The following is a 20,284-nucleotide window of genomic DNA, read 5'->3' as shown; positions in this document are numbered from 1 at the left end:
GTCTCCCGGCAGCACAAAAACCCGGATCGAGGCGATTGGTTCCAGCTGATCCCAAATGTTTCAGGTCTTGGGAGCCTTGCCGGCCAGATACTGTTCCAGCCAGTGGATGTGGTAGTCGCCCTCGATAATGTCGCTTTCCCGGGCCAGGGCCCGGAACAGCGGCAGGGTCGTCTCGACGCCGTCCACGACGATCTCGTCCAAGGCCCGGCGCAGCCGCATCAGGCATTCCGGCCGGTTCTTGCCGTGGACGATCAGCTTGCCCACCAGCGAGTCGTAGTAAGGCGGGATCTTGTAACCCTGATAGACCGCGGAATCGATGCGGACGCCGAGGCCGCCGGGGGCGTGATACTGGGTGATCGTGCCGGGCGAGGGCCGGAAGGTTTCCGGGTTCTCGGCATTGATACGGCACTCAATGGAATGGCCGATGATGTTGACCTCTTCCTGGGTGCAGGGCAGGTCGCCACCGGCGGCGATGCGGATCTGCTCCAGCACGAGATCGATGTCGGTGATCATCTCGGTGACGGGATGTTCGACTTGGATACGGGTGTTCATTTCGATGAAATAGAACTCGCCATCCTCGTACAAGAACTCGATGGTGCCAACGCCGAGATACTGCATGTCCTGCATCGCCTTGGCGCAGATGCCGCCGATCCTGGCGCGCGCTTCCGGTGACAGGATCGGCGAAGGGCCTTCCTCCCAGACCTTCTGGTGCCGGCGCTGCAGCGAGCAGTCACGCTCGCCGAGATGCAGCGCACCGCCGCGGCCGTCGCCGAGCACCTGAATTTCGATGTGGCGCGGCTTCTGCAAGTACTTTTCGAGATAGACCGACGCGTCGCCGAACGCAGCCTTGGCCTCGTTCGAGGCAGTGGACAGCGCCATCAGCAGATCGGCTTCGGTCTGCGCGACCTTCATACCCCGGCCGCCGCCGCCGGCGGCTGCCTTGACGAGGACCGGGAAACCGATCTCGCGGGCTATCGCTATGGCATCGTCTTCGGGGCCGACGCCGCCGTCCGAGCCGGGCACGACGGGGATGCCGAGCCGCTTGGCGGTCTTCTTGGCCTCGATCTTGTCGCCCATCAGACGGATGTGCTCGGCCTTGGGGCCGATGAACTTCAGATTATGGTCGGCGAGGATCTCGGCGAACCGCGCATTCTCGGACAGGAAGCCGTAACCGGGATGCACCGCATCTGCGCCGGTGATCTCACAGGCGGCGAGCAGCGACGGAATGTTAAGGTAGCTGTCTTTCGAAGCTGGCGGGCCGATGCACACGCTCTCGTCAGCAAGGCGCACATGCATGGCGTCGGCATCCGCAGTTGAATGCACGGCCACGGTCGCGATACCGAGCTCCTTGCAGGCCCGCAGGATGCGCAATGCGATCTCGCCGCGGTTGGCGATCAGGATTTTCTCGAACATGGCGTTCCGAAGTCAGAGGACGTTGTGGTGTTACTCGATGATGACCAGCGCTTCGCCGTATTCGACCGGCGAGCCGTCTTCGATCAGGATCTGCGTCACGGTACCGGCCCGCGGTGCCGGGATCTGGTTCATGGTCTTCATCGCCTCGATGATGACCAAAGTCTGTCCGGCAGCAACCTTGGCGCCGACTTCGATGAAGGCCGGCTTGCCCGGCTCCGGGGCGCGGTAGACGGTGCCGACCATCGGCGAGGGCACAGCGCCGGGATGCTTGGTCATGTCGGCGGCGGCCGGTGCGGCAGCAGCTGCGGCGACAGGCGCGGGTGCAGCAGCCGGTGCGGGCGCATAAGCCGGCACAGCGGCAGCAACGCTGATGTTACGCGCGACGCGCACGCGCAGACCGGCGCGCTCGACCTCGATCTCGGTGAGGTTGGTTTCATCCAGCAGCAGCGCCAGTTCGCGGATCATGCCGCTATCGTTGCTGGCTTTCGGCGTTGCGGTCTGTGTGTCGTCAGGCTTGCGGGCCATGGGCAATCCAATGTCTGAAGTGAAAGACGAATAATGAGCGGAGCGGGCGCGTCACGCGATGGCGTTGGCACCGATTTTTGCGGCGAGGCCGCTGATGGCAAGGCGATAGCCCTCGATGCCGAAGCCGCAGAGGCTGGCAAAGGCTGCCTTGGCGATGAAGGAATGGTGGCGGAAGCTTTCGCGGGTGTAGACGTTGCTGACATGCACTTCCACGGTGGGAATGCGCACACCGACGATGGCGTCATGCAGGGCGATCGAGGTGTGCGAATAAGCGCCGCCATTGATCACGATGCCGGCCACGTGTTTCTCGCGGGCCTGATGGATATAGCCGATGAGCTCGCTCTCGCTATTGGACTGCCGGCAATCTGCGGTCAGGCCATATTGCGCGGCCGTGGTCACGCACAACTTCTCGACATCGGCCAGAGTTGCATGCCCATAGGTGTCCGGCTCGCGGATTCCCAGCAGGTTGAGGTTGGGGCCGTTGAGCACGTAGATGGTGTTGGTCGTGGTATTGGCCATCGGACATCCCGGGCAATCGCAATGGGCGCGGGTGGGCGCCGTTCTGCGGGGGTTATAGGTAACCTGACTGCGGAGGGGAAGCCTCTAGACCCCCGGTTCCCCCAGTCAAATACCTCACCCAATTCATAAAAAGCCCGATGGAACCTGTGGAAAATGCTTATTAACCAAGGTTAAAGCCACTGGCGCCATTCCGGCAATCTGCCGGCTCACGACAGGGGCGGAGCGTTCCGGATAGCAAACGGGCGGACCCTTTCGAGCCCGCCCGGGTGTCACATCAGATGACCCGCCTTAGGCGTCGATGACTGCGACGATTTCGAGTGTCCGCGGGTTCACGACGATAATCTCGTTGCGAACCAGGAAGAACTCATAGCCGCGCCAATCCGGATAGACGGTGATGATCTCAGCCGGAAGCGGGTGGAAGCGGACCTCGCGCGGCACACGGGTGCCGACCGAGATCGAGAAGTTCACATTGGTCACCGGCTGGATATTTTGCTGCTTGATGACCGTGGTGACCTTGGTGCGCTGCTCGGTGGTCAGCTTGGCGCCCGCGCCGGCCTGACCGGTGGTCGTGGTCGACTTGGTCTCCGTCGATGTCGACTTGGTGTCGGCACCTGACTTGGAGTCGGTCGACTTGGAATCGGCCTTCATATCCGTGCCGGCTTTTCCGCTGTCACGGGTCGAGTCGGGCGTACGCTTGTCGTCGCGCTGCATCTTGTCGTCGGACTGCGTCGACTTCACCGCCGGCTTCTGCTCGGACTTGTTGGTGGTGTCGGTCGCTTCGTCCTTGTTGACTGGTGCGTTGCGTTCGGCCGGCGCAGCACGATCAGCAGCCGCGCCGCCTGCGGGCGCGCTCGTTGCGCCGCTACGTGCAGCACCGCCCGCCGGCGCCTCACGGGTCATTCCGGCACCTCCGGCGCCACCACCCGACGTTGCAGCTCCTGCGCCGCCGGGATTTTGCGCGCTAGCCAAACCCGAACCTGCAATCAGTGCAGCGGCGGCGACGCTCATCAATAAACGGTTGTTCATCTTGGTTCTCCTCGCGATGCATTGCCCGCCGTACAACGGCATTGGCGGAGGGATGTTCCTGAGAAAGTGTAGTTCCATTGCTTTTGTTAGGCTTGAGTATACGTCACGCCGCGTCAGGGCTTGATCTTCGTCTTGTAGACTTCATCGCCGTTGTCATCGATGACGACGACCTTCCGGTCACAGTCGCCTGCGATATCAACTGCGATTTGATGAGCAATATTCTTGGCGACATCCCTGGCTTGCGTGTCGTCGCTACAATCCAGACCTATGGGGTCCTCAAGCCGGAAACCATCGACAATCTCGAAATGATATTTTGGCATTGCTCTTTCTCCTCCTCCGTAAAGGGCAATCCACCACCGTTGGGGATGTTCCTAAGTCGGAAATGGAATGAAGACGGTCTCAGCCGGAACCAAATGGCAGCACGTGCATTGCACCATCGAATAAGGAAAATGCGATGCCTGCCTTTGTGGAGATGATCGTTCAGAAGATAGCGGAAGCGGCGCCGATCGAGAATTCGGTGTCCGATTTTGTCGCCGGCGTCCTGGAAAATACGGCAAACAAGCTATCGCGCTTTGAGCAGCGCCCGGAGGACGGCGAGACGACAATCGAGAACATCGCGTAACCATCGCTATAATATTTATCGAGTTTCAAAGAGGCCGGCTGTTACGCAGCCGGCCTCTTTACTATGCGTTCGACATGGACAGGGCAGGCTCAACGACTAACATCAGGTCATGTCAGTCGGGATCTGCGGAGCTGTGCTTTGATGAGGAATTGGATTGGAGGAATCCTGGCGCTGGTAGTCTTGTCGGCTGTGCCCGCGCTCGGATGGGAGCATTGGGGTGGCGACCGTGGTGGCTCTCGCTTTGCGCCGCTTGAGCAGATCACCTCCGACAATGTCGGCCGCCTGATCGAGGCTTGGCGCTTCCAGACTGGCGATCTCCTGCGTCGCACACCTGCGCAGATGGCGCGCACCAAGTTCGAAGCGACGCCGCTCCTGGTCGAAGACAGCCTCGTCTTCTGTACGCCATTCAACGAGGTGATTGCACTCGATCCTGCTAGCGGTCGGCAGAAGTGGTGTTTTGATGCGCGGGTCGCAGCGGATGTGCGTCCGGCCAATCGATGGGTGTGCCGCGGCGTCGCCTATTGGCGTGACGATCGCGCAGCATCTGGCGCTATCTGTCGCAGCCGCATCTTCATGGGTACCAACGATGCCCGTGTCATTGCGCTGGATGCCGCGACCGGACTGCCATGTGCCGACTTCGGCGCGCAGGGTGAGGTCAAGCTCGACCCGGGAATGCCGCTTGATGGCCCCGGTGAATTTCAGATCACATCGCCGCCGGTGGTCGGGCGCGACGTCGTCGTGGTCGGTTCTGCACTCGCCGACAATCGGCGTGTGAGCGCGCCCAAAGGGACCGTCCGCGCGTTCGATGTGCGCAGCGGCGCGCCGCGATGGTCGTGGGATCCGCTGGTCCATGACGGTATCGAAGCCGGGCACGCCAATGTCTGGGCGCCGATGTCGGCGGATGACGAACGCGGATTGCTGTTTCTGCCCTCATCGTCGCCCAGTCCCGATTTCTGGGGCGGCAAGCGGCCCGGTAACAATGCGCACGCCAATTCGGTCGTTGCGCTGAAGATCGACACGGGTGAACTGGTCTGGTCGTTCCAGACCGTGCATCACGATGTCTGGGACTACGACGTGCCGGCGCAGCCGACGCTGGCCCGCATCGATCTGGCAAGCGGTCCGCGCGACGTCGTGATCCAGGGGACCAAGCAGGGCTTTCTGTTCGTGCTGGATCGCAGCAGCGGCACGCCGATCTGGCCGGTGGAGGAGAGGGCCGTTCCGCAAGGCGGCGTCGAGGGCGAAGCGCTGTCGCCGACGCAGCCCTTTCCCACGCATCTTCCGACGTTGGTGCCGCAACGCGTAACACCGGATGACGCCTTTGGCGTGACATTCTGGGATCGCGGCAAGTGCCGGGATGAACTGGCCAATGGACGCAACGAAGGCCTCTACACGCCACCTGCGACGGGGGCCGGCACCTTGCTGTTTCCGATGACCGGTGGCGGCGTCAACTGGGGCGGCGTTTCCTTCGATCCTGTTCGGCAGGTGCTCTATGCCAATACGAGCCGAGCTGTGCATCGGGTGACGCTGATCCCACGCGCCGAGGCGCAGAACTACAGGCCGCCGGCCGGTGTCGATTTCGGCGCGCAGCGCGGCGCGCCTTTTGCTATGACGCGGGCGCTTGTAACGTCGCCGCTCGGCATGCCCTGCAACAAGCCGCCATGGGGCGCGATGGTTGCGGTGGACCTCAAGGCGGGCAAAGTGCTGTGGGAGTCGAAGGTCGGCACCAGCGAGGACACCGCGCCACTGGGGCTCGCACTGGCCACCGGCATGCCGCTGGTCAACGGTCTTCTGGCCACGCGCGGCGGCGTGATCTTCACCGGCGCGATGGATGCCTACTTGCGTGCGTATGATGCGAAGACTGGCGCCGAACTCTGGCAGGGGCGACTGCCAGTGCCCGGCGTCGCCAATCCGATGACTTACGCCGCGAATGGAGAGCAATATGTGGTCATCGCCGCCGGTGGCCATTCGGAAGTAGGCACCTCGATCGGCGACAGCGTCGTGGCGTTTCGTCTTGCGCGCGACGGAGAGGCGCCATCGCTACGCTCGCTATACATCGATCGTCCCGGCGGCCGGCTTCGCGCCGGCGCGATCGTGCTTGGCGCGTTGCTCGTCCTGTCTCTTGCCTTTGTTCTAGCCTGGCGTGTTCGGCACAAAGCGCTGATGTGACTTACACCCAGCGCTTGTCGGCGGTGAAGTCCACTGTCAGCCAATAACCCGGGCTGAGGCCGCCCATGGCCAAAGCGATCTCGGCGCGGATGGCGTCAAGTTCGGCGAAGGTTTTGCTGATCTCGCCGGACGGTGCCACCAGCCCGATCTCGATGAATTGCTGGCGGCCGGAGCGCATCACATGCGAGCTGCAGTCGCTGAAGCCGTGCTTGTGCGCGATCGATTGCGCGAGCTCGCGAACCTCCTCGTCGAGATCGCTCGGTGCGACCTGCAGGATGTCGCGCCCGGCATTCCAGATCGTCGAGAGCGGAAACGGCAGCAGGCAGATCGCAACCACCAGCAGGATCAGCGGATCGACCAGCGGCGCATAGGCCGCTGCAGGAGTCTTCGCCATCACCGCTCCGAGCAGGAAGCTTATGCAGACCGCCAGACTGAGTACACCGCCCATCAGCCAGGCACGGGCATCGATGTCGAGCAGTTGCGAGCCGTGTTCGCCGGCCGAGCGGCGGATATAGATGCTCATGCCGAAGCTGATGGCACCCGCCACCGCGGCGAAGATAGCGCCGGGGCCGAATTCGATGGCGCGACCGCCGGTGATCAGCCCGTTAAGGCCGTCGATGAAGGCATAGGCGCAGGCGAAGCTGAGCACCGTGCCGTTGATCAGCGCGAGGATTGGTTCAAGGTGCCAGTAGCCATACTGGAAGCGGTCGTCTTCGCCTCTGCTGATCAGTCTTGCGGTCAGCAATGCAACGCCGGTCATGGCTGCGTCGATCAACGTGTAAAAACCGTCGAAGGCGATGGCGCGCGAACTGATGGCGAGCCCGAAAGCGATGCTGGCAAATGAAATGAGAAGCGTGACGTAAATCGAAATCTTCAGGAGCCGCTGCTCCTGTTTGGTATCGGTCAACATTGGGAACTTAGGCGGGGTGTCCGCTGCATCCTTTTACCGTTGGGGATAGGTTACCCTATCACAGATGGCGTTCAGCCGCTTTGACCGCTACCGCAAGATAAATAAAAAACCGGCTGCGATGCAGCCGGTTTGTCATATTTCCGAGATGTTCGTGTCGGCGCGGGCGATGGTATGAATCACCCTGCCGGTGTCTGGATTTACGAACAGAGCGCCTTGCCGCAGCGGGCCTGATTGATCTTCTCCTTCAGCGCGTCTGCGCCGACGGCACCGATGATCACCTGCTTGCCGATGACGTAGCTCGGCGTGCCGTTCATGCCCATGGATTCCGCGAGCTTGAAGTTCTCTTCGATGGTCGCGCGCACTTCCGGGCTGGCCATGTCCTTTTCCAGTCTGGCGACGTCGAGACCTGCTTCCTTGGCCGCTGCCAAGGCGCGGGCCTTGTCGGCCTGGCCGCGGCCGCTCAACAGCTTCTGGTGGAAGTCGAGATACTTCTTGCCGGTCGGGTCCTGCATGCGCACGGCAACAGCAACCTGGGCGGCTTCAACCGAGCCGGGCCCGAGCACCGGGAATTCCTTCAGCACGACCTTGAGCTTCGGATCGTTCTTCATGATGCCGACCATGTCGTCCATGGCGCGCTTGCAGTAGCCGCAATTGTAATCGAAGAACTCGACGAAGGTGACGTCGCCATCCTTGTTGCCGACGACGACGCCGCGTGGCGAGTTGAAGATGGTGTTTGCGTTCGCGGCGATCGCAGCCTGATGCTTCTCGGCTTCAGCCTGGGCCTGACGCTTGGTCAACTCGGCCGAGACCTCTTCGAGAATTTCCGGATGGGTGATCAGGTAGTCCTTGATGATCTTCTGGATCTCGCCGCGCTGGGCGTCATTGAACGTCTGCGCCGATGCGACCGCGGGCGCGCCACACAGCGCGAGGGCCAAAGCCAGGGCCGGGCCGGCGGAGGCGAGAAAACGGAACGAAGGCATGGGCAAATTATCCTTTGGAAAAGGCCGAGTCAGAAAGCCAAGTGTCATTCGGGAAGCTGCTTAGCATTTTGAGGGCGAAATACGCGTTATTTGTGAAGGCGGTCACGCGCAATTCATCATGGCGCCGCAGGTCTCAGAAGCCGGAATGGTGGTGATCCGGCCCGGTCATTGCAGTGAGGGCATGCGGTGCCGGCAAGGGAGCGCTTCCGATCTCGTCATCGAAGATCGGTGCCAGCGGTGGTGCGGGCTCATAGAGCACGACCCGGTTCTTGCCGCTGTGTTTGGCCTGATACAGGGCGTGATCGGCAGCCGCCATCAATCGCTCTGGGGAGGCGATGAGGTCGGGGGACCACTGCGCGACGCCGATGGAGGCGGATAGAGTCCTCACTGTGTGTCCGGCATTGCCAAATTGTCGCGGGCAGGCCGCCAGCACGCGCCGCGCGATCTCGCCGGCCTGCTGCAGGTCGGTGTCGGGCAGCACGATGCAGAACTCGTCGCCGCCGCATCGGGCCAGCGTATCGCCGGGGCGCAACTGATCTTGCGCCGCTTGGGCGAATTGCTTCAGGCAGTCGTCGCCGGCGCTGTGACCGAAGCCATCATTGACCGCCTTGAAGCCGTCGAGGTCGATCGCCAGCAGTGCGTATGGGCGTGCGGTCCGCCGCGCCATCGCACATTCCTCGTCCATCCGCTGCAACAGGCGGCGGCGATTGCCGGCGCCGGTCAGATCGTCGATCAGCGCCAGTTCGGCTGCGTCGCCACGCAGGCGGTCGATGGCCATCATCAGCAGTCCGTAATTCCATGTCATGGCGAGGAATGCCGCCACCAGCATGAAGCCGGCCTGTACCGCATCGACCGTCACCATGGTCGTCTCGCTGCCGCCCAGATGAAGCAGCGCGGCGATCGCGCGGCAGGCAAAAGCAACAAGCAAGAGAATCGAGAGGTAGCCGGCCATCCGTGCGCCGTGATTGCTGCGCCGATGATCACGCGACAGTAGCAGCGGTAGCGTCAGCGCCACGGGAACGCCCTGGCTCAGCGAGTAGACGACAACGCGCATCGCATATTCGTCGAGGACCAGTCTGAAGAACAGGAATCCGGACAGGCTCGCGGAAATCACCAGAGCGGTGGCGATCCAGGATGTAGGCCTGTCGTAAAAGCGGCGGATACCGACCTCTGACAGACAGAAAGCGAGAACTGTCATCTGCGCGGCGAACAGCAGGCCGACGGGATTGGGAAACAGCAGGCCGAGAGCAGGGCCGATCGACGCGCTCAGTGAAGCGGCGCTCCAGTAGCGGGCCGGGACGAAGTTCGGATAGCAGCGTGCGACATAGGCCCAGACGAGACCTGATGACAGGAAGTTGGCGAGCGTGAACCAGAAGATGGTCGTCGTGCTCATTGCCGCCGGTCCCACGTGCGTGTGACGCCGCTGTGTGCGGTTTCGTGCTCCGATGGCTGCATTGGTCTCCCCGCCGGACGCGATGAGCGCATCCATTTTCACTAAATGCAGCGAGTTCCGTTAACGGAACCTGACCGCTGCCGGCGAGAAGCTTGGGGTGGTTGTAAAAGGATGAAGATCATATCGGCGTGCACGGCAGGGCCCGGTGAGGCCGCCGCAGGCGGGCAACGTTTGCCATCGGCCCGTGCCAGCCCTCCCTCGGACGATCTGATATACCCCCTCCCGTCGGCTGTGCCGATGGGAGGGACCATGAACGCCAGGCTTGAACGGAAACTAAGGGTCCTCACGACGATCATAGCTGCTGGCGGCGCGGCCGGCGTGGCGTTCAGTGCCACCCATGATCTGCCCATTCTGCCCGGGCTCGTCATCGGATTGGTGATCAGCACGGTTCTGGGCGGCTTCGAAATCATGGTGGCCGATGGTCCGATCCGGATCTGGCTGAGCGGTCGCTCGTTCACCGCCAACTTCCTGATCAAGAGCGCGTTCTACGCCGTCGTGATTTTGGCCGTGCAATGGTTTCGGCTTGCGGATGTGCTGATCGGGCGGACGGTCGAGATCGCGGAGGATACGTTCTGGTCGAGCCTGGTCTATTCGGTCGTCGTCTCCATCGTCGTCAATCTGGCTTTGGCAATCACCAATCTCGTCGGCAGACGCGCGTTGTTGAACTTCTTCACCGGGCGCTATCACACGCCGGTCGAGGAAGAGCGTTTCGTCTTGTTCGTGGATATTGCGGGCTCGACCAGCTTGGCCGAGCAACTTGGTGGCGTCGGTATCCACCGTTTCCTCGATCGGACCTTTCGCCTGCTATCGCTCCCGGTCGTCGATTATCGTGGCGAGGTGCTCGCCTATGTCGGCGACGAGATGATCGTGACCTGGACGAAGCGGGACGGTGCGGTCGATTGCCGTCCGTTGCGCTGCTTCATCGCCATGCGCGACGAACTGGTGCGCAAAGCGGGGCAGTTTGAACGCGAGTTTGGCGCAGCGCCCCGCATTCGCGGCAGCCTGCATTTCGGGCCGGTGATCATCGGCGAAATCGGCGACGTCAAACGTGCGATCGTCTTCAATGGCGACGTCATGAACACCGCCTCGCGGCTGGAAGAGCTCAGTCGTGGTGTAGAGGGCGGCTTTGTCGCATCGAAGGCGGCGATGGATTGCTTTGCCTCGGCGCCGCCATTCACGGTCAGCGCACTCGGTCATCTTCCCATTCGTGGACGCGTGGATGGAATTGTCGCATTCGGTTTGCAGCCGCCGCACGAAACATAATGAAATAAACGCGCAAACAAATGGCAAATCAACCGTGCAAGAGTTTCCGGACATGGAAACCCGCATGGCCCAGTATTCAAGATTCACTTTGATCGTTGCAGAGCTCGCGTGATGCCTCGCGCGACGCTTCCCATTATTTGCACGGCGCTGCTGCTGTCGGCCTGTGCGTCGCTGCCGCGCGCTCCGCTGATCGCAAGCGCGCGCGCGACGATCCCGCACATTCCGTTGGCCAGGATATCGCCCGACGAAGGCTATCGCATCTTCGCGGGATCGCGGCGCGGTGCCGCACCGCTCACCATTCTTGCCTTGTCCGGCGGCGGCGCTGACGGCTCCTATGGCGCAGGATTCCTGCAAGGCTGGTCCGACTCCGGACTGCGCCCCGAGTTCGATATCGTCACCGGCTCCAGCGTTGGCGCCCTGATTGCGCCATTCGCGTTTCTCGGCCCGGGCTATGACGGCCGTCTCGAAGCGATCTTCACCAGCGGCGCTACTGAAAATCTGATGCGTATCGCGGGGATCAACGCCGTTGTTGGATCGGGCGTCTTCAAGGCGGGGCCGATGAAAGACCTCATCTCGAAATATGCCGATGATCGGATCATCGATGCGGTCGGCGCACGGTATCGCAAGGGCAAGATGCTCATCGTGGCCACCACGAACCTCGACACCCAAGGGACGACGCTCTGGAATATGGGGGAGATCGCAAGCAGCGATAGTTCTGGCCGCTATGAGTTGTTCCGGAATGTTCTCGCTGCGTCAGCCGCTATCCCCGGGATTTTCCCGCCGGCCTTGATCGCCGTCGAGTCCGGCGGAAACATGTATTCCGAGATGCATGTCGATGGCGGCGTGACATCGAATATTCTGGCTGCGCCGGAAAGCGTGTTGACGGCCCATGCGGGATCGCTGGCTACGAAGTCTCGGGTCTTCGTGATCGTTAACGGCAAGCTGTCGCCCGACGCATCCTATACGTCGGATCTGACGCTTCCGATCGTGGCGCGCTCGTTTCAGACCTCGGTGAAGGCCAATACGCGCAATGCGATGATCGCGACATACGATTTCTGCAAACGCAACAACTGGGATTTCAAAGCAACGGCCATCGATGCGGGCAAGCTCACCACGAGCGATCCAACCAATTTCGATACTGATTATATGAAAGAGCTCTACGCCTACGGTCGTGCCAGGGGCGGTTCGGCCAGTGGATTTCAATCGAACCTGGAAGGGTTGAGGGGGCAGGGTAGCTAGATGTGTCGTATCGCTCCAACAGCGTCCTTGGAACGCTCCCGAATACGGATATCCGTTCGGCGCCTCTGGTCTCGTACAAAAGACATCGCATTCCTGAGCGTGGAGGTTGCGTATTATCCGTTGCTCGTTTTCGGGATCGCGATGATCCTGTGGTCCGGCTGAACAGGTGTTGCTTACGAAGGATCATTCTTCAGTGATGGTCTGCAGCGGCACCGTGTGGTCGCATGGCGAGCGCGTCGTTCAGGCTGCGACCGACGATACGTTCGCGATATCGATCTCAATGGAAAGCGTCTGCCTTAACCCGTGAGGTTGCCGGTTCTCGATCTCGAGCGTGCCTCCCTGTCGTTCGACAATTTCCTTGGCGATGGCCAGGCCGAGCCCGGCGCCGGGGATTGACTGGCGGCGGGCCGGATCGGCGCGAAAGAACGGTTCGAAGGCACTTGCCAGGAATTGTTCGGGAATGCCGGGACCGTTGTCATCGATCAGGACGACAGCGCGGCGATCGTGAACGCGCAGGCTTACGATGGCGCCGCCGCCATGGGTCGCAGCATTGATGATGAGATTGCGTAGGGCGCGCTTGAGTGCGAGCGGTGAGATCTTGACGCTGCTGTGATCGAGTCCGGCAATTGTCACCCGCATCTTGATCAGGGTGAGTTCGGCACAAACGTCCCCGACGAGTTCGTCGAGTCTGACGTGTTCGGTGCCTTTTCCGACGGTCTCTTCCCGAACGAGCTGGATGGCGCTGTCGGCAATATGATCCATTTCATCGAGGTCATGCAGCCACTCCTCACGCTCTCGTTCGTTGAGAAATTCGGCGCGCAGACGCATGCGTGTCATGGGTGTCCGCAAATCGTGCCCTGCGGCAGCCACAAGTCTGATCTTGCTGTCCATCGCTTTTTTCAGACTTGCGCCCATCATGTTCAGTGCCTGAGCGGTTGCCTTGATTTCGATAGACCCTTCTTCTTTGAGCACGGGCAGCACGCCGTCCTTGCCAACGGACATCGCCATGCTCTGCAGCAATTTGAGCTGGTTCGTCGTCTGATGGGCGACCGTAAGAGCAACCCCGATGACGCCAACCGTGATCAGTACCATCCAGCCGGCGAGGCCCCACCACACTTCAGGAGGCGGCGCGTGCTCGCGTATGGGCCAGCTCAGCCAGCCGGGGCCCATCTTGATGGACGCCCATCGTTGGCCATCCGGCGTTTGCTTGACGAAAATGTCGAAATTGGCTTGCGATTTCTGAAATGCTTCCTGCAGAAGCTTGGTCGGCGCTTCCAGAAGCTTTCCCTCGATGGGCGCCGTCTGAAGATGAAAGACTGCATCGTTTCCGCGAAAGGTGATGCTGTTGGAAAATGCAGCGACGCGAGACGTCAATCCGTCACGAAAATCCTTTTCGACCAGCCCGAGTATCATTTGCGACATCACGGCGCTGGCCAGGATCACCACACAGAGGACCGAGCCCACCAGCATCAAGGAAAATCGAATGCGTATGGAGTTCATGTGTCTGCGCCAATGGTTTCAACGCGTGCCGAGAAAATGTAACCGCCGTTGCGCACGGTTTTGATCAACTGGAAATCATCATTGTCGCCAAGCTTCTTGCGCAACCTGCTCATCAACACGTCGATCGAGCGATCGAACACGTCGTCGGAGCTGCGGTTCGTCAGTTCGATCAACTGATCACGCGAGAGTAGGCGACCCGGCCGTCTGACGAGCACGAGCAACAGTTCAAATTCAGCTGTCGTGAGATCGAACGGCTGCCCGTTTTCGTCCAGCAACTGCCGCGCGCCGGGATGGAGTTTAAATCTGCCGAAGTGATGTTCGAGCACCTGGGAGAGCTGGATGTCCTGCGTCACCTTGCGACGAAGAACCGCGCGGATGCGGGCGAGCAACTCGCGCGGATTGAACGGCTTGCCGAGATAGTCGTCCGCGCCGATTTCGAGGCCGATGATCCGGTCGACATCCTCCTTCAGCGCCGTCAACAGGATGACGGGTATCTCGGAGCCCTCCCGCCGAAGATCGCGGCAGATATCGAGCCCCGACCCATCGGGGAGCAGGACATCGAGAACGATCAGGCTGACCTCGTTGGTCTGCAGCGCTTCCTTCATCGTTCGCTGGTCGGAGGCGATGGATACGCGGTAGCCTTGTTCGGTCAGATAGCGTCCCAGCAGTTTTCGTATTGCAAGATCGTCATCGACGATGAGGATGTGAGACATGGTCTGCATTGGGCGGCATCCGGCTCCAGGCGGTTGTTCGTTCAACGTGACTGCTGATGTTGTAGCATAGCTGTCTTGGGCAGAGGGACGGTAATCACTGTCATGCATGTCCGGTCATTCCGTCACCGGCATCGCGTCGTCATTCCACTCGGGAGGTGCTCCCATTTTCCCGCCGATGAAGGCGGAAACGCCGGTGCGCCCGAAAGCATCACAGGCGGCGTATTTGGGCTTCCCCCCAAGGGCCGAATTCACGCGCTGCATACTGGGCGCAGACAGCTTCTTGTCGAACGGATTTTCACCGGTAATGAGGAGCTTGCTGAAATCTGCGCCGAACTCGCCCGCCAGATCGTAGGCATCGCCGGATGCCGCAACGCGCGGCGTGCTCGTCAACATGTCGGCATCGCGGGCCCAGACGAATGCCGCTTTCTGCTGGCCTTGTACGTCGCGGGCTTCCGCCTCGACCGACAGGCCGCCCATGCCGTACGGGATTCGGGGCACGACGATGGGAAAGCCTGCACTGATGAACATAGGTGCGGCGGAGGCAACCTTGGCGGCCCCAGCGACATTCGGATCGGTGACGGTCACACGCGTCACGGTGACATGCACCGTCAGGTCGGCGGGTTGCCCGGATGGGACCACATTGAAGCGGTCGCTCAGTCCGATACAGACGGAACGGTCGACAGCATTCGCGATGACGCGACGTTGCTTGTCGGTGAGGGCGGCTCGAGATGCGGCATGAGAGAATGACGTGGGTATGATGCTGACACTCCTGGCCGCCAGGACACCGGCCTTGTCGACGCGCATCTTGGACTTGGTAGTGATGCCGTCGGCCGGCGCGAGGTCGTTATACGAGGCGAGAGACCCTGATGTCTCCAGCTGCGCCGTGGCGCATCCAGCGACAGTTGCTGTCAGAGCGTGCAGGCATATCAGTTTCAACACGTGGTTGATGGCGTTCGCGCGCATAGAGATGTCCCCCAATAGTCAGGGACACTGCGTACGGAGACAAATTGTCAGCCACATTGCGAAAGATTACGGATCAGCCGCCATTTGTTTCAGAACATTGCAGAGGGAGGCGCGCTAGTTCTTGCCCGGCATTTTCGCGGCGATGATGTCATCGGCCTTGACCCAGCCGGGCGTGCCCACGGCAAACCGCGCCTTGGCGCGCGAGGCAAGGTCGCGGGCGGTCTTGTTGTCGCCGCGAAGGAAGGCGGCCTGGGCCGACGCCAGGTCGGCCTCTGCGAGTTCGCCCTTGCGGCCATAGGCCATGGCGAGCTGCATGTAGCCGACGGGCGCTTCACTCTCACGCGCCACGGCAGTGCGCAGGATGCGGATCGCCTCGTCGGTATAGGCCTTGTTGTCGGAGGCGACGAGCGCCTGGCCGAGCATCATCTCGATCAGTGGCGCGTTGTTGGAGAGCTGCACCGCACGGCGCAGCGGCGCAATCGCCTCGTTGGGCTTGCCGCCTTCGAGCAGCGCCTGGCCGCGTAACTCGTAGAAATATGGATTGTTAGGCTGCGCCTTGATCAGCGCATCGATCTGCTCGACAGCCACGCGCAGATCGCCATGGCGATAGGTGGCGATGGCGCGGGCATATTGCGCGGGCAGGCTGGTGTCGGACGGCGGATAGCGCCGCAATACCGTGTCGCGCTGCTCCATGAAGCCGGCGGTCTTGGCGCGCATCAACTCGTGGCGCAGCATCAGGGCGGGATCGTCCTTCTTGTCCCAATAGGGACTCGACTTCGCGAGTTCCTCGAGGGCGGCAACGCGCTCTCGAGGCATCGGATGCGACATCATATACGGGTCGCTTCCGCGTGCTGCGAACAGGCTGTCGGTGCCGAAGCGCTGGAACGTCTCGTACATGCCCTTGGACGATTGGCCGGTCTGGTTCAGGAATTTGACGCCGGCGCGATCGGCGTTTTCTTCCTGCTGCCGCTGATAGGACAGCATCGTATTCATCATCATCGCTTGCGGCGCGGCGACCGCTGCGGCGCCGATATTGCCGGCAGCACCATTGGAGTTGCCGCCGCGCGCTCCGGCCGCCATGGCGCCGACGCCGAGCAGCATCGCCACGATCATCTGGGTCTGCGCCTGCGCCATGCGCTCGCGCAGCTTCGACAGATGGCCGCCGGCGAGATGGCCGGTTTCGTGGGCGAGTACGCCGATCAACTGGTTCGGCGTCTGTGACTGCATCAGCGCGCCGTGATTGACGAAGATGCGGCGACCGTCAGCGACAAAGGCATTGAAGCTGGCGTTGTTGATGATGACGACCTGGATGTTTTGCTTTTCGAGGCCTGCGGCGCGCAGGATCGGGCGCGTATAGTCGCGCAGCAGCTGTTCGATCTCGGCGTCGCGCAGCAGGCGCGGAGCGTCGCCTTGCTGCGCATGGGCGGCCATTGGCGTCAGCGTCAGCGCCGCCGCGGTCAGCAGCGTGGTCAGCTTCGAGAACAATCGAGATGCAGCCCTTTTAGGCTGCAGCTGCAGGTCTTTCATCATTGGCCGAGGTTCGGATTCGATATAAGCCCTAACAAGTCAAATATTGCGGCGGGAGCGCGGCGTTGCTCCCATGCCGTAACGTGCATAACGCCGCGCAGATAGCAGATTTCCATGCCAGATACGATCCTCAAAACCCGGGCACACAGCCTTCTTGCGGCGTCCGGACGCAGCGATGTTCCCCCGTTCATGGTGATGGATGTGATGGCCGCCGCGGCGCGGATCGAGGCCGCTGGCGGGCATGTGATTCACATGGAAGTCGGGCAGCCGGCAGCGCCCGCGCCCAAGGTGGCCATCGAGGCTGCACAGGCTGCACTGGCGCACGGGCGGATCGAATATACCGCTGCGCTTGGCACCCCGTCGCTGCGTGCGCGTATCTCCAGGCATTATCGCGACGTCTATGGTTGTACGGTCGATCCGGAGCAGATCGTGGTGACCACCGGCTCCTCCGGCGCGTTCATCCTGTCCTTCCTGGCCCTGTTCGAGCCCGGCGACCGCGTCGCCGTCACCGTGCCCGGCTATCCGCCGTATCGGCACATCCTCACCGCGCTGGGCTGCGAGCCGGTGCTGATCGAGACCCATGCCGACAAGCGGCACGCTCTGACTGCCGAGGATTTGCTCGCCGCGCATCGCGAGAAGCCGCTGAAGGGCGTGCTGGTCGCGAGTCCGGCCAATCCTACGGGCACCATGATGTCGCGTGAAGCGCTCACCAGCCTGATCCACGCGGCCGATGACGCCGGCATTCGTTTCATCTCCGACGAAATCTATCACGGCCTCGATTACGCATTTCCCGCAGTGACCGCGGCCGAGCTGTCGCCGAACGCGCTGGTCATCAATTCCTTCTCGAAATACTTTTGCATGACCGGATGGCGCGTCGGCTGGATGGTGGTGCCCAAGCCGCTGGTGCGGTCCATGGAACGGCTGCAGCAGAACCTGTCGATCTCGGTGCCGACACTGTCGCAGATTGCGGCAGAAGCTGCGTTCGACGGTCATGCGCAGATGGAAGATATCAAGCATGGTTATCAGGAGAACCGCCGCATCCTGACCGCAGGATTGCCGCAAGCCGGCCTCACGGACTTCCTGCCGGCCGATGGCGCCTTCTATCTCTATGCAGACGTGTCGAAATTCACCGCTGACAGCTTCGATTTCGCCAAGCAGATGCTGGAACAGGCGCATGTCGCGGCAACGCCCGGCAGCGACTTCGATCCGATCCACGGCAAGTCCTATATTCGCTTTTCGTATGCGAGCTCGACCGAGGACATGCATGAGGCGGTCGCGCGGATCAAAAAATGGCTCGGGCAGGGTGGTCCGAAGTGAGCGAGCCCATCTTGTCGGATGCATCCACCGCGAACGCGCGTCACGTCCCCATCGCCGGAGTATGGTGGCCAAGCCGCAGGAAAGGTTTTGCCGTTCTGCGGCGCGCCGTGGTGCTGGCCGCGTTTGGCGTCGCGTTGTTGGCGGTTTCGGCGAAGATCAATCTGCCACTGCCATATGTGCCGATGACCCTGCAGACGCTGGTCGTTTTGATGATCGGCGCCGTCTATGGCTGGCGCCTCGGCACGTTGACGATCATCGCCTATCTCGCTGTCGGTGCATTGGGATTGCCGGTGTTCGCCGGGCCCGTTGGCGGTCTCAAACCGCTCGCAGGGGCGACGGCCGGCTTCCTGTCGGGCTTTGTCGTTGCTGCGTTCATCACGGGCTGGTTCAGCGAACGCGGATGGGATCGCTCGATGGTCCGCCTGTTCGTTGTCATGGCCATCGGCCACATCGTGATCATGGCCATGGGCTTTGCCTGGCTGGCTTACGGTATGAAGCTCGGCGCCGAGAAAGCCTGGTTGGTCGGCGTCATGCCGTTCCTGGCGGGGGCATTAGTGAAGAACACATTGGGCGCGATCCTAGTGCCCGTCCTGCGCGGAATGGTTGATCGCCGGTATCGCTGAACGCTCGGCGCGATATTTGTTCGTTAATCGCCCAAGTAATTCCGCGTGGCGGCTTGCAAGAGGCCGCCCATGTGACTAATGACCGCGGCAGTAAAAATGCTCAGGGAGTTGAAGCGGAATGTCTGCGGTAACGGCAACGGCGGGTCCGGGAGCGGCCGCTCCGGTCAAAAAGCCCTGGTACAAGGTTCTCTATATTCAGGTGCTGATCGCTATCGTGATCGGTGTGCTGGTCGGGTGGCTGGAGCCTCAGTTCGCCACCAATGAATGGATCAAGGCGCTCGGCGACGGCTTCATCAAGCTGATCAAGATGGTGATCGCGCCGATCATCTTCTGTACCGTGGTGTCTGGCATTGCCCATATCCAGGACGCCAAGAAGGTCGGCCGCGTCGGCATCAAGGCGCTGGTCTATTTCGAGATTGTCTCGACCTTCGCGCTGATCCTCGGCCTTGTGATGGGCAACCTGTTCCAGGTCGGCCATGGTCTGGTGACCAAGACCGAAGGTAGCGCAGGCGCAGTCGCCAATTACGTCAAGCAGGCTGAAGCAACGAAGTCGGTCGATTTCGTGCTCAACATCATTCCCGACAGTGTCGTTGGCGCCTTCGCCAAGGGCGACATCCTGCAGGTGCTGTTGTTCGCGATCCTGTTCGGTTTTGCGCTGATGGCGCTGGGCGAGCGTGGCCACAGGTTGCGCGACATGATTGATGAGACGTCGCATGCCGTGTTCGGTGTGATCGCCATTGTCATGAAGGCAGCCCCCCTCGGCGCATTCGGCGCGATGGCCTACACCATTGGCAAGTTCGGCCCGGCGGCGCTCACCAACCTGTTGAGCCTGATCGTGCTGTTCTACGCGACCGCAGCACTGTTCGTGGTGGTCGTGCTCGGCATCATTGCCCGCATCGTCGGCTTCAACATCTTCAAGTTCATCGTCTACATCAAGGATGAGCTTTTGATCGTGCTCGGCACTTCTTCGTCGGAAAGCGCGTTGCCGCAGCTGATGGAGAAGCTGCAGCGTCTGGGCTGTTCGAAGTCGGTCGTCGGCCTCGTGGTGCCGACCGGCTATTCGTTCAACCTCGACGGCACCAACATCTACATGACCCTGGCGACGCTGTTCATCGCCCAGGCGCTCGGTGTGGATCTGTCGTTCGGCCAGCAGGTGACTATCCTGATCGTGGCGATGCTGACCTCCAAGGGCGCTTCGGGCGTCACCGGCGCCGGCTTCATCACGCTGGCAGCCACGCTGTCGGTGGTCGATCCGCGTCTGGTGCCTGGCATGGCGATCGTGTTCTCGATCGACAAATTCATGAGCGAGGTGCGCGCGCTTACCAACATCACGGGCAACGGCATTGCTACGGTGTTCGTGTCGTGGTGGGAAGGCGAGCTTGATCACGACACGATGCACGCCAATCTCAACAAGACCATCGATCCATCGGATGTCGAAACGGCAATCACGACGGACTGATCCGCAGTAGATTGCAGCATTAAAAAAGCCGCCCGGTTTTGCCGGGCGGCTTTTCGTTGTTGCGTT

Annotated in this window: 19 protein-coding genes; 7 read left to right on the top strand and 12 right to left on the bottom strand. The window is 61.4% G+C overall.

The window, feature by feature from the left end; genetic code table 11:
• Positions 1-60: 60 nt before the first annotated feature.
• The 5 genes from accC to AB7828_RS07015 all read right to left on the bottom strand — a co-directional run bounded on the left by accC (position 61) and on the right by AB7828_RS07015 (position 3,803).
• Complete coding sequence (gene accC, locus AB7828_RS07035) at positions 61-1,413, bottom strand: acetyl-CoA carboxylase biotin carboxylase subunit (protein WP_120289360.1); 1,353 nt, start codon at positions 1,411-1,413, stop codon at positions 61-63.
• A 30-nt stretch (positions 1,414-1,443) separates the two neighbouring features.
• Positions 1,444-1,938, bottom strand: a complete 495-nt coding sequence (accB, locus tag AB7828_RS07030) for an acetyl-CoA carboxylase biotin carboxyl carrier protein (RefSeq protein ID WP_089264108.1) — start codon at positions 1,936-1,938, stop codon at positions 1,444-1,446.
• 51 nt (positions 1,939-1,989) lie between these two features.
• The gene (gene aroQ, locus AB7828_RS07025; RefSeq protein WP_093758393.1) at positions 1,990-2,457 is read right to left on the bottom strand and encodes a type II 3-dehydroquinate dehydratase; all 468 of its coding nucleotides are present in this window, start codon (positions 2,455-2,457) and stop codon (positions 1,990-1,992) included.
• A 288-nt stretch (positions 2,458-2,745) separates the two neighbouring features.
• Complete coding sequence (locus AB7828_RS07020) at positions 2,746-3,483, bottom strand: DUF1236 domain-containing protein (RefSeq protein ID WP_441229776.1); 738 nt, start codon at positions 3,481-3,483, stop codon at positions 2,746-2,748.
• A 113-nt stretch (positions 3,484-3,596) separates the two neighbouring features.
• Positions 3,597-3,803 (bottom strand): DUF6894 family protein, encoded by a 207-nt coding sequence (locus tag AB7828_RS07015; RefSeq protein ID WP_184516984.1) that lies wholly within the window; start codon positions 3,801-3,803, stop codon positions 3,597-3,599.
• A 134-nt stretch (positions 3,804-3,937) separates the two neighbouring features.
• On the opposite strand from AB7828_RS07015, the gene AB7828_RS07010 reads away from it, so the two are divergent.
• Both AB7828_RS07010 and AB7828_RS07005 read left to right on the top strand, forming a co-directional pair.
• Positions 3,938-4,105, top strand: coding sequence for a hypothetical protein (locus tag AB7828_RS07010; RefSeq protein ID WP_441229775.1), 168 nt, complete (start codon positions 3,938-3,940; stop codon positions 4,103-4,105).
• 141 nt (positions 4,106-4,246) lie between these two features.
• Positions 4,247-6,271, top strand: a complete 2,025-nt coding sequence (locus AB7828_RS07005) for a pyrroloquinoline quinone-dependent dehydrogenase (protein WP_441229774.1) — start codon at positions 4,247-4,249, stop codon at positions 6,269-6,271.
• A gap of 1 nt (position 6,272) precedes the next feature.
• Here the strand turns inward: AB7828_RS07005 and AB7828_RS07000 are convergent, their stop codons facing one another.
• From AB7828_RS07000 to AB7828_RS06990, 3 genes are all read right to left on the bottom strand, one after another.
• Positions 6,273-7,181 carry a cation diffusion facilitator family transporter gene (locus AB7828_RS07000; protein WP_089264113.1) on the bottom strand — a complete coding sequence of 303 codons (909 nt, stop codon included), beginning with the start codon at positions 7,179-7,181 and terminating at the stop codon, positions 6,273-6,275.
• A gap of 197 nt (positions 7,182-7,378) precedes the next feature.
• A complete protein-coding gene (locus tag AB7828_RS06995; RefSeq protein ID WP_093758397.1) occupies positions 7,379-8,161 on the bottom strand; it encodes a DsbA family protein in 783 nt (260 codons plus the stop codon).
• Between the two features lie 133 nt (positions 8,162-8,294).
• Complete coding sequence (locus AB7828_RS06990) at positions 8,295-9,554, bottom strand: GGDEF domain-containing protein (RefSeq protein ID WP_441229773.1); 1,260 nt, start codon at positions 9,552-9,554, stop codon at positions 8,295-8,297.
• 105 nt (positions 9,555-9,659) lie between these two features.
• On the opposite strand from AB7828_RS06990, the gene AB7828_RS06985 reads away from it, so the two are divergent.
• Together AB7828_RS06985 and AB7828_RS06980 are read left to right on the top strand one after the other, a co-directional pair.
• Positions 9,660-10,877: an adenylate/guanylate cyclase domain-containing protein gene (locus tag AB7828_RS06985; protein ID WP_441229772.1), complete on the top strand. Its 1,218-nt coding sequence runs from the start codon at positions 9,660-9,662 to the stop codon at positions 10,875-10,877.
• 111 nt (positions 10,878-10,988) lie between these two features.
• A complete protein-coding gene (locus AB7828_RS06980; protein ID WP_441229771.1) occupies positions 10,989-12,116 on the top strand; it encodes a patatin-like phospholipase family protein in 1,128 nt (375 codons plus the stop codon).
• A gap of 240 nt (positions 12,117-12,356) precedes the next feature.
• Here the strand turns inward: AB7828_RS06980 and AB7828_RS06975 are convergent, their stop codons facing one another.
• The 4 genes from AB7828_RS06975 to AB7828_RS06960 form a co-directional block, all read right to left on the bottom strand.
• Positions 12,357-13,616 (bottom strand): ATP-binding protein, encoded by a 1,260-nt coding sequence (locus AB7828_RS06975; protein WP_441229770.1) that lies wholly within the window; start codon positions 13,614-13,616, stop codon positions 12,357-12,359.
• The gene (locus tag AB7828_RS06970) at positions 13,613-14,338 is read right to left on the bottom strand and encodes a response regulator (protein ID WP_089264118.1); all 726 of its coding nucleotides are present in this window, start codon (positions 14,336-14,338) and stop codon (positions 13,613-13,615) included. Before AB7828_RS06970 ends, AB7828_RS06975 begins: the two co-directional genes overlap by 4 nt.
• A gap of 105 nt (positions 14,339-14,443) precedes the next feature.
• A complete protein-coding gene (locus tag AB7828_RS06965) occupies positions 14,444-15,292 on the bottom strand; it encodes a DUF3313 family protein (protein ID WP_441229769.1) in 849 nt (282 codons plus the stop codon).
• 114 nt (positions 15,293-15,406) lie between these two features.
• Positions 15,407-16,819, bottom strand: coding sequence for a M48 family metalloprotease (locus AB7828_RS06960; protein WP_439062663.1), 1,413 nt, complete (start codon positions 16,817-16,819; stop codon positions 15,407-15,409).
• 114 nt (positions 16,820-16,933) lie between these two features.
• Here AB7828_RS06960 and AB7828_RS06955 point away from each other — a divergent pair, with 114 nt between their 5' ends.
• The 3 genes from AB7828_RS06955 to AB7828_RS06945 all read left to right on the top strand — a co-directional run bounded on the left by AB7828_RS06955 (position 16,934) and on the right by AB7828_RS06945 (position 20,218).
• On the top strand, positions 16,934-18,136 hold the full coding sequence (locus AB7828_RS06955; RefSeq protein ID WP_441229768.1) for a pyridoxal phosphate-dependent aminotransferase: 1,203 nt from the start codon (positions 16,934-16,936) through the stop codon (positions 18,134-18,136).
• 11 nt (positions 18,137-18,147) lie between these two features.
• Positions 18,148-18,759, top strand: coding sequence for a biotin transporter BioY (locus AB7828_RS06950; RefSeq protein WP_441232206.1), 612 nt, complete (start codon positions 18,148-18,150; stop codon positions 18,757-18,759).
• A 118-nt stretch (positions 18,760-18,877) separates the two neighbouring features.
• Entirely contained in the window at positions 18,878-20,218 is a 1,341-nt protein-coding gene (locus tag AB7828_RS06945; protein ID WP_120289380.1) for a dicarboxylate/amino acid:cation symporter, read from the top strand.
• The last annotated feature ends 66 nt before the right edge of the window (positions 20,219-20,284 follow it).

Origin of the sequence: Tardiphaga sp. 215_C5_N2_1, from assembly GCF_052076055.1 — a bacterium.
GTDB classification, from domain to species: domain Bacteria; phylum Pseudomonadota; class Alphaproteobacteria; order Rhizobiales; family Xanthobacteraceae; genus Tardiphaga; species Tardiphaga robiniae.
Note: the sequence above shows the minus strand (reverse complement) of the source record. Positions and strands in the feature narration are given on the sequence as shown.

What these genes read in the sequence shown, in the direction of transcription:
- accC (WP_120289360.1), bottom strand. Translation starts at nt 1,413, where the DNA reads ATGTTCGAGAAAATCCTGATCGCCAACCGCGGCGAGATCGCATTGCGC.
- accB (WP_089264108.1), bottom strand. Translation starts at nt 1,938, where the DNA reads ATGGCCCGCAAGCCTGACGACACACAGACCGCAACGCCGAAAGCCAGC.
- aroQ (WP_093758393.1), bottom strand. Translation starts at nt 2,457, where the DNA reads ATGGCCAATACCACGACCAACACCATCTACGTGCTCAACGGCCCCAAC.
- AB7828_RS07020 (WP_441229776.1), bottom strand. Translation starts at nt 3,483, where the DNA reads ATGAACAACCGTTTATTGATGAGCGTCGCCGCCGCTGCACTGATTGCA.
- AB7828_RS07015 (WP_184516984.1), bottom strand. Translation starts at nt 3,803, where the DNA reads ATGCCAAAATATCATTTCGAGATTGTCGATGGTTTCCGGCTTGAGGAC.
- AB7828_RS07010 (WP_441229775.1), top strand. Translation starts at nt 3,938, where the DNA reads ATGCCTGCCTTTGTGGAGATGATCGTTCAGAAGATAGCGGAAGCGGCG.
- AB7828_RS07005 (WP_441229774.1), top strand. Translation starts at nt 4,247, where the DNA reads ATGAGGAATTGGATTGGAGGAATCCTGGCGCTGGTAGTCTTGTCGGCT.
- AB7828_RS07000 (WP_089264113.1), bottom strand. Translation starts at nt 7,181, where the DNA reads ATGTTGACCGATACCAAACAGGAGCAGCGGCTCCTGAAGATTTCGATT.
- AB7828_RS06995 (WP_093758397.1), bottom strand. Translation starts at nt 8,161, where the DNA reads ATGCCTTCGTTCCGTTTTCTCGCCTCCGCCGGCCCGGCCCTGGCTTTG.
- AB7828_RS06990 (WP_441229773.1), bottom strand. Translation starts at nt 9,554, where the DNA reads ATGAGCACGACGACCATCTTCTGGTTCACGCTCGCCAACTTCCTGTCA.
- AB7828_RS06985 (WP_441229772.1), top strand. Translation starts at nt 9,660, where the DNA reads ATGCAGCGAGTTCCGTTAACGGAACCTGACCGCTGCCGGCGAGAAGCT.
- AB7828_RS06980 (WP_441229771.1), top strand. Translation starts at nt 10,989, where the DNA reads ATGCCTCGCGCGACGCTTCCCATTATTTGCACGGCGCTGCTGCTGTCG.
- AB7828_RS06975 (WP_441229770.1), bottom strand. Translation starts at nt 13,616, where the DNA reads ATGAACTCCATACGCATTCGATTTTCCTTGATGCTGGTGGGCTCGGTC.
- AB7828_RS06970 (WP_089264118.1), bottom strand. Translation starts at nt 14,338, where the DNA reads ATGCAGACCATGTCTCACATCCTCATCGTCGATGACGATCTTGCAATA.
- AB7828_RS06965 (WP_441229769.1), bottom strand. Translation starts at nt 15,292, where the DNA reads ATGCGCGCGAACGCCATCAACCACGTGTTGAAACTGATATGCCTGCAC.
- AB7828_RS06960 (WP_439062663.1), bottom strand. Translation starts at nt 16,819, where the DNA reads ATGAAAGACCTGCAGCTGCAGCCTAAAAGGGCTGCATCTCGATTGTTC.
- AB7828_RS06955 (WP_441229768.1), top strand. Translation starts at nt 16,934, where the DNA reads ATGCCAGATACGATCCTCAAAACCCGGGCACACAGCCTTCTTGCGGCG.
- AB7828_RS06945 (WP_120289380.1), top strand. Translation starts at nt 18,878, where the DNA reads ATGTCTGCGGTAACGGCAACGGCGGGTCCGGGAGCGGCCGCTCCGGTC.